This window comes from Sorangium sp. So ce295 (genome assembly GCF_051527405.1).
GTDB lineage: Bacteria > Myxococcota_A > Polyangia > Polyangiales > Polyangiaceae > Sorangium > Sorangium cellulosum_B.
Window position 1 is genome coordinate 8,144,782 of the sequence record NZ_CP150324.1, and the last position, 12,478, is coordinate 8,157,259.

Below are 12,478 nucleotides of genomic sequence, written 5' to 3' on the forward strand. Positions count from 1 at the left end.
CCGTTTCCCGTGGCGCAGCGAGGCGCTTTTGGCAACATCACGAGTCGACGGGGCGCCTCGGGGGCCGATCCGGCTTTGGACACCCTCCCTCTATGACCGACAGTCCACGTTACCGCGTGCTGGGGGTGCTGCACCAAGGTGCGGACACGATCCTCTACCGCGCGCGGCGCGAGGAGGACGGCCGGCCGGTGGTGCTCAAGGTCCTGCGGCGCGACCACGCCAGCCCCCGCGCCCTCGGCAGGCTCCAGCACGAGCTCGAGGTCGCCAGGGCACTGACGTCGCCCGCGGTCGTCAAGGCCTGCGGGATCGAGCCGTTCCGCGACCAGATGACCCTGGTCCTCGAGGACTTCGGCGGCCGGTCGCTCGACCGGTTGCTCGATGACGGCGGGCCGATGCTCCCGATGCGCCCGATGTCGCTCGAGCGCTTCTTCCCCCTCGCCCTCCGCCTCGCCGCCGCGCTCGCCGAGCTCCACCGACACCACGTCATCCACAAGGACATCAAGCCCCAGAACCTGCTCTACAACCCCGACACCGGCGAGGTGAAGATCACCGATCTCGGCATCGCCTCCCTCTCCACCCGCGGGGCACAGGAGCTCGCGCACGACGGGCTCATCGAGGGCACGCTCGCCTACATGGCGCCGGAGCAGACCGGCCGCATGAACCGCCGCGTCGACGAGCGGACCGACCTGTACTCCCTCGGCGTCACCTTCTACGAGATGCTGACTGGCACCCTCCCCTTCCAGGCCAGCGACCCCGTCGCGTGGGTCTACTGCCATATCGCCCAGGCGCCGCGGCCGCCTCACGCGCTCGTCCCCTCGATCCCACCCCAGCTCTCCGCCGTCGTCCTCAAGCTGCTCTCCAAGGCCGCCGAGGAGCGCTACCAGAGCGCCCTCGGCCTGCGCCACGACCTCGACACGTGCTTTTCCCAGCTGCGCCAGCGCGGCGCCATCGACCCCTTCCCGCTCGGGCTGCGCGACGTCTCCGATCGGTTCCAGATCCCGCAGCGGCTCTACGGCCGCGAGCGCGAGATCGAGGCGCTGCGCGCCGCGTTCGAGCGGGTGATCGCGGACGGCCGGCCAGAGCTCGTGCTCGTCTCGGGCTACTCGGGCATCGGCAAGTCCTCGCTCGTCGCCGAGCTGCACCGGCCCGTCGTGCGCGAGCGCGGCGCCTTCCTCTCCGGCAAGTTCGAGCAATTCAAGCGCGACGTCCCCTACCGCCCCCTCCTTCAGGCCTTCCGGGGCCTCGTGCAGGAGATCCTTGGCGCGAGCGAGGAGCAGCTCGAGCGCTGGCGAGAGCGCCTCCGTGAGGCCCTCGGCCCGAGCGGCGGGCTGCTCACCGACATGCTCCCCGAGCTCGCCCTGCTCCTCGGCCCGCAACCGCCCGTGCCCGAGCTCCCGCCCGCCGAGGCCCAGAGCCGGCTGCTCGCCACGCTCCAGCGCTTCGTCGCCGCCTGCGCACGGAAGGAGCACCCCGTCGCCCTCTTCCTCGACGACCTGCAATGGGCCGACCCCGGTAGCCTCCTGCTCCTCGAGCAGCTCGCCACCCTCCCCGGCGACGCGCACCTGCTGCTGATCGGCGCCTATCGCGACAACGAGGTCGGCCCCGCGCACCCGCTCCGGCTCACGCTGACCGAGGTGCAGCAGCGCGGCGCCACCGTCTCCGAGCTCGTCCTCACGCCGCTCTCTGCCGCCCACGTCGGGGCGCTCGTCGCCGAGGCGGTCCATGCGCCCGAAGCGCGGGTCGAGCCGCTCTCACGGCTGGTGTACGAGAAGACCGGCGGCAACCCCTTCTTCGTGCTCCAGTTCCTCATCGCCCTGCACGACGAGGGGCTCATCACCTTTGACGCGGACGAGGGCGCATGGCGGTGGGACATCGCCGCCATCCGCGACAAGGGCTTCACCGACAACGTCGTCGAGCTGATGGCCGGCAAGCTGGAGCGGCTCTCGGTCCCGACGCGCGACGCGCTCAAGCTCGCCGCCTGCCTCGGCGGCAGCCTGACCCTCGACACCCTCGCGGTCGTCGCGCGAAGGCCGGCGGAGGCCCTGCGCGCGGCGCTCGAGGAGGCCGCGCGGGAGGGGCTGCTGCTCCGCCGGGACAGCGCCTATCGCTTCCTCCATGACCGGGTGCAGCAGGCCGCTTATTCGCTCATCCCGCCCGGACAGCTCGCCGAGGTGCACCTCTGCATCGGCCAGCTGCTCTTGAGGGCGCAGCGCGCCGAAGCGCGCGAGGACGCGCTCTTCGACGTCGTGAGCCACCTCAACCGCGGCGCAGCGCTCCTCTGTTCCCAGGCCGAGCGCGACGAGCTCGCCGCCCTCAACCTCCGCGCCGGCAGGAAGGCCAAGGCCGCCGCCGCCTACCAGTCTGCCGACGCCCTCTTCGCCGCCGGCATGGCCCTCCTCCCGCAAGATCCCCGCGAGCGCTGGGAGACTCGGTACGATCTGGCCTATCCCCTGAGCCTCGAGCGCGCGCACGCCGCCTACGCCACCGGCAGCTCCGACGAGGCCGAGCGGCTGCTCGAGGAGCTGTTGGGGCGCACGAGGAACGAGCTCGATCGCGCCGCGGTCGTCGAGCTCGCCGTGAGCTTCTACCAGACCCGAGGGCGGTCCGACCACGCCGTCGACCTCGCGCTCGCGTGGCTCCGCGCCTCGGATATCGATCTTCCGCTCCACCCCACCGACGCACAGGTCAAAGAAGAGACCGAGAGCCTCTGGCGAGCGCTGGGCGACCGGGCGATCGAGGACCTGCTCCGCCTGCCCCCCATGGAGCACCCGGAGTGCAAGGTCGTCATGGCCGTGCTGCAAAGCGTGGCCGGCCCCGCGATCTTCGTGGACCACGACCTGCACTACCTCATCGTCCTGCGCCAGGTGAAGCTCAGCCTGCGCTACGGCAACGCGGAGAGCTCCGCCCACGCGTACGCGGCCTTCGCGCGGATGTTCGGCCCGCGGTTCGGGCGATACCGCGAGGCCTACAAGTTCGGAAAGCTCGGCTACGACCTCGCGGACAGGAGCGAGCTCCTCACCGTGAAGTCGCTGGTATTCACCCTCTTCGGACAGCAAGTCGTCTTCTGGACACGCCACTACCGGGAGACGTACCCCTACACGCGCGCCGGGTTCAGCGCCGCGGTCGAGTCGGGCGATATGCGCATGGCGTGCTTCAACTGCGTCTGGGCTCCGCTGTTCCCGCTGCTCGCCGGCGAGCCGCTCGAGGACGTCCTCCACGAGGTCGAGGAGCGCAGCCGCTTCGTCCGCAAGGCCGGTTACGCGTTCGCCTACGGCGTGCTGGCCAGCGCCCACGCCGTCATCCAGACGCTGCGCGGGAGGCCGGTCCGCTTCTCCACGCTCGACGGCTCCGAGCTGGATCCATCGGCCTTCGAGGCGCGGCTCGACGAGGGGGATATGCGGGGCGCCCGCGGCCTCCATTTCAGCATGAAGGCCCGGGCGCTCTTCGTCCTCGGCTCTTACGGAGAGGCGCTCGCCGCGGCGACGCGCGTGATCGTCGATCACCCCTTCAGGAGAGAGCCCTACGCGCTCATCGCCGAGAACTTCTATGTTCACGCGCTCTCGCTCGCGGCGCTCGTCGACGCCGACGGTGGCGCGCCCGAGCCGCCCAAGCCGCACGAGGCGCGGCGGTCGCCGGCGCAGGAGCTCCCCGAGGGCCTCCTCGACAGCGAGCGGCGGCTCGGCGAGTGGGCCGCGAGCTGCCCCGACAACTTCCTCCACAAACACGCCCTGGTCCGCGCCGAGATCGCCCGTCTCCTCGGCCGCGAGCCCGAGGCCATCCGGCGCTACGAGCAGGCCATCTCCTCGGCGCGGGAGAACGGCTTCGTCCAGCACGAGGCCATCGCCAGCGAGCTCGCCGCCCGGTTCTACCGCGATCGCGGCCTGTCCACGCCCGAAGGCGCCTACCTGCGGGACGCCCGCGCCGCCTACTTCCGCTGGGGCGCCCACGCCAAGGTCGAGCAGCTCGACCAGCGGTATCCCTTCCTCGTCGAGCGAAAGCCGATCGCCCCCACCGTCACCTTCGCCGTACGCGCCGAGCAGTTCGACGTCCTCTCCATCGTCAAGGCCTCTCAGAGCATCTCGGGCGAGCTCAAGCTCCCGCGCCTCCTGGAGATGCTGCTGCGCATCGTTGTCGAGCACGCGGGCGCCGGAGAGGGGGTCGTGCTCCTGCTCCGGGAAGATCGCCTGTCGACGGCGGCGGCGATCGCCGCGTCCGGGGGCGCCGCGCGGCTGCTCGACGCGGGCGAGGCGTCGGCGGCGCTGCCGCAATCCATTCTCAACTACGTCCTCCGCAGCCACGAGCGCGTGCTGCTCGACGACGCGGCGGCCAGGCACCCGTTCTCGGAGGACGCGTATTTCAGCCGCAAGAGGCCGAGATCGGTGCTGTGCCTCCCGATCATGCGGCAAACGCGGCTGCTCGGCGTGCTCTACCTGGAGAACGGGCTCGTGGCCGGGGCGTTCACCCCCGGGCGGCTCACCGTGCTCGAGCTGCTCACCTCGCAGTCGGCCATCTCGCTCGAGAACGCCATGCTCTATGCCGATATCGAGCAGGAGAACGCCGAGCGGCGGCGGGCGGAGCAGGCGCTGAAGGCCAACCAGGCGACGCTGCAGGCCATCGTCGACAACTCCGCCGCGACCATCTTCCTCAAGGATCGCGAGGGCCGGTATCTGCTCGCCAACCGCCACGCAGGCGACGTCGCCGGCGTGCCGAGCCATGAGCTCCTCGGAAAGACCGACGCCGAGCTCTCTCATGGTGCGAACGTCGAGGTCCTCCGAGACAACGACCGGCGAGTGCTCGACGCGGGCGAGCCGCTGGAGTTCGAGGAGGAGATCATGATGAGAGAGGGCGAGCCGCGCGTCTATCTGTCCCTCAAGTTCCCGCTCGGCGAGAGCGTCATGCCCGGCGTGGTCTGCGGCATCTGCACCGACATCACCGAGCGCAAGCGCGCCGAGCTCGCCGAGCGCTTCCTCGCCGACGCGAGCCGCAAGCTCATGGCCCTCGGCTACGGCGCCACCCTCGAGAGCGTGGCGCAGCTCGCGTTGCCGGCGCTGGCCGACCGATGCGTCATCGACGTGGACCTCGCCCAGGACGCCCCGGGGCGGGCGGTCACCGCGGGGATGCCGGCCGAGCTCGCGGGCGCGGTGACGGACGCGCTGCGGCCCCTTTCGGCGACGCCGCCGGACCGGCCCGAGATAGGCGACGTCCGCGCCGCACCTCTCCTCGATCCGCTCGGCGTTCACTCCTTCCTCCGCGTCCCGCTCCTCGCGCGCGACCGGCGCTTCGGGGTCATGACCCTGCTGGCGGCCGCGCCGCGGCACCGTTTCGGCCCCGCCGACCTGTGGCTGGCCGAGGAGCTGGCGAGCCGCGCCGCGCTCGCCCTCGACAACAGCCGCCTGTTCGCCGAGGCCCAGCAGGCGATCGAGCGCCGCGACGAGTTCCTCCTCGTCGCCTCCCACGAGCTCAAGACACCGCTCACCTCGCTCACGATGCAAGCCCACCTGCTCGCCCGGCTCCTGCCCCGCCTCCAGCGCGGGGAGGTCGCCCCCGAGCGCATCGACGCCGCGATCCAGCTCCTCAACCGCCAGATCGCGCGCCTCGCCCACCTGGTCAACGAGCTGCTCGACGTCACCCGCCTGAACGCCGGCCAGCTGACCCTCTCGCGCGCGCCGGTCGATCTCGCGGCGCTGGCGCGCGAGGTCGTCGAGCGGATGCACCAGCAGCTCACCGACGCCCGCTGCCGCACCCAGCTCGAGCTGGACGAGCCCGTGATGGGACACTGGGATCCGTCTCGCATGGAGCAGGTCCTCATCAACCTCCTGTCCAACGCGATCAAGTACGGCGCGGGAGGCCTCATCCACGTCATCGTGCGCCGCGAGGGCGCTCGCGGCGTGCTCGTCGTCCGCGATCACGGCATGGGCATCGCCGAGGCCGATCAGGCGAGGATCTTCGAGCGCTTCGAGCGCGCCGTCTCCGTCCGCAACTTCGGCGGTCTCGGCCTCGGCCTCTACATCGTTCGATGGATCGTCACCTCTCACGGCGGCACCATCCGCGTCGAGAGCAGGCCGGGCGCGGGCGCCACGTTCATCGTCGAGCTGCCTTTGCGCCCGCCGGAGGCGGAGACGGAGGGCCAGGGCACCTTTCTCGCGCCAGCGTGAGCGTTCACCGGGGGCCAAGGCCGGCGCGGCTCCGCGCCGTTTGCTCGTGACGGGTCGCAGCGCTTTTGGCAATGTACCAAGTTGAACCGCAGCGCGGCGCCGACGTCCGTAACGTCCGGCGTTCAAAGATTCTCCTATGCCCCACAGTCCACGTTACCGCGTGCTGGAGGTGCTGCACCAGGGTGCGGACACGACCCTCTACCGCGCGCGGCGCGACGAGGACGGCCGGCCGGTGGTGCTCAAGGTCCTGCGGCGCGACCACGCCAGCCCCCGCGCCCTCGGCAGGCTCCAGCACGAGCTCGAGGTCGCGACGGCGCTCGCTTCGCCGGTCGTCGTCCGGGCCTACGGGATCGAGCCGTTCCGCGACCAGATGACCCTGGTCCTCGAGGACTTCGGCGGCCGCTCGCTCGACCGGTTGCTCGATGACGGCGGGCCGATGCGCCCGATGCGCCCGATGTCGCTCGAGCGCTTCTTCCCCCTCGCCCTCCGCCTCGCCGCCGCGCTCGCCGAGCTCCACCGACACCACGTCATCCACAAGGACATCAAGCCTCAGAACCTGCTCTACAACCCCGACACCGGCGAGGTGAAGATCACCGATCTCGGCATCGCCTCCCTCTCCACCCGCGGGGCACAGGAGCTCGCGCACGACGGGCTCATCGAGGGCACGCTCGCCTACATGGCGCCGGAGCAGACCGGCCGCATGAACCGCCGCGTCGACGAGCGGACCGATCTGTACTCCCTCGGCGTCACCTTCTACGAGCTTCTGACTGGCACCCTGCCCTTCCAGGCCAGCGACCCCGTCACGTGGGTCTACTGCCATATCGCCCAGGCGCCGCGGCCGCCGCACGCGCTCGTCCCCTCGATCCCACCCCAGCTCTCCGCCGTCGTCCTCAAGCTGCTCTCCAAGGCCGCCGAGGAGCGTTACCAGAGCGCCCTCGGCCTGCGCCACGACCTCGACACGTGCTTTTCCCAGCTGCGCCAGCGCGGCGCCATCGACCCCTTCCCGCTCGGGCTGCGCGACGTCTCCGATCGGTTCCAGATCCCGCAGCGGCTCTACGGCCGCGAGCGCGAGATCGAGGCGCTGCGCGCCGCGTTCGAGCGGGTGGTCGCGAACGGCCGGCCAGAGCTCGTGCTCGTCTCGGGCTACTCGGGCATCGGCAAGTCCTCGCTCGTCGCCGAGCTGCACCGGCCCGTCGTGCGCGAGCGCGGCTCCTTCCTCTCCGGCAAGTTCGATCAGCTCAAGCGCGACGTGCCCTACCGCGCCTTCCTTCACGCCTTCCGGGGCCTCGTGCAGGAGATCCTCGGCGCGAGCGAGGAGCAGCTCGAGCGCTGGCGAGAGCGCCTCCGTGAGGCCCTCGGCCCGAGCGGCGGGCTGCTCACCGACATGCTCCCGGAGATCGAGCGCCTCCTCGGCCCGCAGCCCCCCGTGCCCGAGCTCCCGCCCGCCGAGGCCCAGAGCCGGCTGCTGGCCACGCTCCAGCGCTTCGTCGCCGCCTGCGCACGGAAGGAGCACCCCGTCGCCCTCTTCCTCGACGACCTGCAATGGGCCGACCCCGGTAGCCTCCTGCTCCTCGAGCAGCTCGCCACCCTCCCCGGCGACGCGCACCTGCTGCTGATCGGCGCCTATCGCGACAACGAGGTCGGCCCCGCGCACCCGCTCCGGCTCACGCTCGCCGAGGTCCGAAAGCGCGGCGCCGCCGTCGACGACATCGTCCTCGAGCCGCTCTCCGCCGCCCACGTCGGGGCGCTCGTCGCCGAGACGGTCCACGCGCCCGAAGCAGAGGTCGAGCCGCTCTCGCAGCTCGTCCACGAGAAGACCGGCGGCAACCCCTTCTTCGTGCTCCAGTTCCTCATCACCCTGCACGACGAGGGGCTCATCACCTTTGATGCGGACGAGGGCGCATGGCGGTGGGACATCGCCGCCATCCGCGACAAGGGCTTCACCGACAACGTCGTCGAGCTGATGGCCGGCAAGCTCAATCGGCTCCCGGTCCCGACGCGCGACGCGCTCAAGCTCGCCGCCTGCCTCGGCGGCGGCCTGACCCTCGACACCCTCGCGGTGGTCGCGCGCCGTCCGGCGGAGGAGCTTCGCGAGGCGCTCGAGGAGGCCGTGCGGGAGGGGCTGCTGCTCCGCAGGGACAGCGCCTATCGCTTCCTCCATGACCGGGTGCAGCAGGCCGCAACTTCGCTCATCCCGCCTGGACAGCTCGCCGAGGTGCACCTCCGGATCGGTCAGCTGCTCTTGAAGGCGCAGCGCGCCGGAGAGCGCGAGGACGCGCTCTTCGACGTCGTGAGCCACCTCAACCGCGGCGCAGCGCTCCTCCGTTCTCAGGCCGAGCGCGACGAGCTCGCCGCGCTGAACCTCCGCGCCGGCAGGAAGGCCAAGGCCGCCGCGGCGTATGAATCTGCCGCCGCCCTCTTCGTTGCCGGCCTGGCCCTCCTCGCGGGCGAGCCGCAGGAACGCTGGGAGACGCAGTACGCGCTGACCCACGCCCTGAGCTTCGAGCGAGCGCGCTGCGCGTACATCCTCGGCAACTTCGATGAAGCCGAGCGGCTGCTCGAGGAGCTCACGGATCGCTCGATGACCAAGATCGAGAGGGCCGCCGTCGTCGAGCTCGCCGTCGCCTTGCACGTGACCCGCGGGCAGAGCGCCCGCGCTGTGGAGATCGGCCTCTCCTTCCTGCGCTCTTACGACATCCATCTGCCAACCCACCTCACCGACGCGCGCATCGACGAAGAGACCGAGAGCGTATGGAAGGCCCTGGGCGACCGGGCGATCGAGGGCCTCATCCACCTGCCCCCCATGACGCACCCGGAGATCAAGATCGCGATGAGCATCTTGAAGAGCGTGTCCGTCGCTGCGTATTTCGTGGACCAGAACCTGCATCACCTGGTCCTCGAGCGCATGGTCACGCTCAGCCTCCTCCACGGCAACGCCGAGAGCTCCGCCCATGCGTACACCGCCTTCGCGCGGGTGCTCGGCCCGCGGTTCGGGAGATACAAGGAGGCTTACCTGTTCGGCAAGCTCGGCTACGACCTCGCGGAGAAGAGCGAGGACCTCGCCGCGAAGCCCACCGTGTTCTTCCTGTTCGGACAGCTGACCGTCTTCTGGACGCGCCATTACAGGGAGACCTACCCCTACAATCGCCTCGGCTTCAACGCCGCCGTGGAATGCGGCGATCTGAACAACGCGTGTTACCATTGCGTCTGGGCGTCGGTGTTCCCCCTGCTCTGCGGGGAGCCGCTGGAGGACGTCCTCCGCCTGACCGAGGAGCGCCTCGGCTTCGTGCGCAAGGCCGGCTACGCGTTCATCCATGGCATCCTCCTCAGCGTCCGGTACCTCATCCAGACGCTGCGCGGGAGGCCTGTCCATTACGCGATGCTGGACGGCTCCGAGCTGGATCAGGAGGCCTTCGAGGCGCGGCTTCCGCCGGGATCCGCGTACGGGGCTCATAGCTTGTACTACAGCCTGAAGGCGCAGGCGCTGTTCCTCCTCGGCTCTCCCAGGGAGGCGCTCGCGGCGTCGACCCGTGTCGTCGTCGATTACGACTGGAGGATGGACGCGGGCGCCGAGATCCCCGAGACCTTCTATCTTCACGCGCTCGCGCTCGCCGCGGCGGCCGACGGCGCGCACGAGGCGCGCGACGCGGCGGACTCGCCAGCGCGGGAGCTCCCCGAAGGGCTCCTCGCGTGCGAGCGGCAGCTCGGCGAGTGGGCCGCGAGCGGCCCCGACAACTTCCTCCACAAACACACGCTGGTCCGCGCCGAGATCGCCCGGCTCCTCGGGCGCGAGCCCGAGGCCATCCGGCTCTACGAGCAAGCCATCTCGTCGGCGCAAGAGGGCGGCTTCGTCCAGCACGAGGCCATCGCCTGCGAGCTCGCCGCCCGCTTCTACCTCGACCGCGGCCTGTCCACGCCCGCCGTCGCCCACCTGCAGCGGGCGCGCGCCGCGTATTTCCGCTGGGGCGCGCATGCCAAGGTGGAGCAGCTCGACCAGCGGTATCCCTTCCTCGTCGAGCGAAAGCCGATCGCCCCCACCGTCACCTTCGCCGTCCGGGCCGAGCAGTTCGACGTCCTCTCCGTCGTCAAGGCCTCTCAGAGCATCTCCCGAGAGCTCAAGCTCCCTCGCCTGCTCGAGACGCTGCTGCGCATCGTGGTCGAGCACGCGGGCGCCGGAGAGGGGGTCGCGCTCCTGGTCCGGGAAGATCGCGTGTCGACCGCGGCGGCGATCACCGCGTCGGGGAGCGCCGCGCGGCTGCTCGAGGCGGGCGAGGCCCTGGCGGCGCTGCCCCAATCCATTCTCAACTATGTCCTCCGCAGCCACGAGCGCGTGCTGCTCGACGACGCCTCCGCCAGACACCCGTTCTCGGAAGACGCGTATTTCGGCCGCAAGAGGCCGAGGTCGGTGCTGTGCCTCCCGATCGTGCGGCAAACGCGGCTGCTCGGCGTGCTCTACCTCGAGAACAACCTCGTCACCGGCGCGTTCACCCACGGGCGGCTCACCGTGCTCGAGCTGCTCGCCTCGCAGTCGGCCATCTCGCTCGAGAACGCCATGCTCTACACCGACATCGAGCAGGAGAACGCCGAGCGGCGCCGGGCGGAGCGCGAGCTCCGTGAGAGCCAGGCCACCCTGCAGGCCATCGTCGACAACTCCGCTGCCGCCATCTACCTCAAGGATCGCGAAGGCCGGTTCCTGCTCGTCAACCGTCAGGTGAGCCGCGGCCTCGGCATCCCGACAGAGCAGATCCTCGGAAAGACGAGCGCCGAGCTCTTGCCTGCCACCGCCACCGTGACCATCGACGAACACGACCGGCGGGTGCTCGACGCCGGCGAGCCGATGGAGTTCGAGGAGGAGGTGCTGTTGGAGGGCGAGCTGCGCACCTACCTGTCGCTCAAGTTCCCGCTCGGCGAGCGCGTCATGCCCGGCGTGCTCTGCGGCATCTCCACCGATATCACAGAGCGCAAGCGCGCCGAGCTGGCCGAGCGCTTCCTCGCCGAGGCGAGCCGCAGGCTGATGGCCCTCGGTTACAGCGCCACCCTCGAGAGCGTCGCGCAGCTCGTCGTGCCCGAGCTCGCCGACCGGTGTGTCATCGACATGGACCTCGCTCGCGGCCCCGCGGGCGCCCCGGGACACGCGGTCACCGCCGGCCTGCCGGCCGAGCTCGCGGGCGCGGTGATGGACGCCCTGCGGCCCCTTTCGGAGAGCTCTCTGGATCACGCCGAGGAGGGCGACCTCCGCGCCGCGCCCCTCCTCGATCCGCTCGGCGTTCACTCCTTCCTCCGCGTCCCGCTCCTCGCGCGCGACCGGCGCTTCGGCGTCATGACCCTGCTGGCGACCGCGCCGCGGCGCCGTTACGGCCCCGCCGACCTGTGGCTGGCCCAGGAGCTGGCGAGCCGCGCCGCGCTCGCCCTCGACAACAGCCGTCTGTTCGCCGAGGCCCAGCAGGCGATCGAGCGCCGCGACGAGTTCCTCCTCGTCGCATCCCACGAGCTCAAGACCCCGCTCACGTCGCTCACGATGCAGGCTCACCTCCTCGCCCGGCTCCTGCCCCGCCTCCAGCGCGCCGAGGTCGCTCCGGAGCGCATCGACGCCGCGATCCAGCTCCTCAACCGCCAGATCGCGCGCCTCGGCCACCTGGTCAATGAGCTGCTCGACGTCACCCGCCTCAACGCCGGCCAGCTGACCCTCGCGCGCGCGCCCGTCGATCTGGCCGCCCTGGCGCGCGATGTCGTCGAGCGGATGCACGAGCAGCTCACCGACGCCCGCTGCCGCACCCAGCTCGAGCTGGAAGGGCCCGTGGTGGGCAACTGGGACGCTTTCCGCATGGAGCAGATCCTCATCAACCTCCTGTCCAACGCGCTCAAATATGGCGCGGGAGGCCCGATTCACGTCGTCGTGCGCAGCCTGGCCAGCCGCGCGGTGCTCATCGTCCGCGATCATGGCATGGGCATCGCCGAGGCCGACCAGGCCAGGATCTTCGAGCGCTTCGAGCGCGCCGTCTCCGTCCGCAACTTCGGCGGCCTCGGCCTCGGCCTCTACATCGTGCGGTGGATCGTCACCTCCCACGGCGGCGCCATCCGCGTCGAGAGCAAGCCGGGCGCGGGCGCTGCCTTCATCGTCGAGCTGCCTTTGCGCGCGCCGGACACGGAGACGGACGTCCAGGGCGCCTTCCTCCCGCAGGCGTAGGCACGCGCTGCGCGCTCACACCCCGACAGCTGCCTCAGCGGGCGCTGACGCACCGCCGTTTGCTCGTGACGGGTCGCAGTGCTTTTGGCAGTGTACCGAATTGAACCGCAGCACGCCGCATCCGTCCGTGACGTCC

At 70.8% G+C, this 12,478-nt stretch carries 2 protein-coding genes; both read left to right on the top strand.

Going from position 1 to position 12,478, the window contains the following annotated elements; translation table 11 throughout:
- Nucleotides 1-92 precede the first annotated feature (92 nt).
- Nucleotides 93-6,155, top strand: coding sequence for an AAA family ATPase (locus WMF11_RS30780; protein ID WP_437973258.1), 6,063 nt, complete (start codon nt 93-95; stop codon nt 6,153-6,155).
- Between the two features lie 136 nt (nt 6,156-6,291).
- The gene (locus WMF11_RS30785) at nt 6,292-12,342 is read left to right on the top strand and encodes a sensor histidine kinase (RefSeq protein WP_437973259.1); all 6,051 of its coding nucleotides are present in this window, start codon (nt 6,292-6,294) and stop codon (nt 12,340-12,342) included.
- The last annotated feature ends 136 nt before the right edge of the window (nt 12,343-12,478 follow it).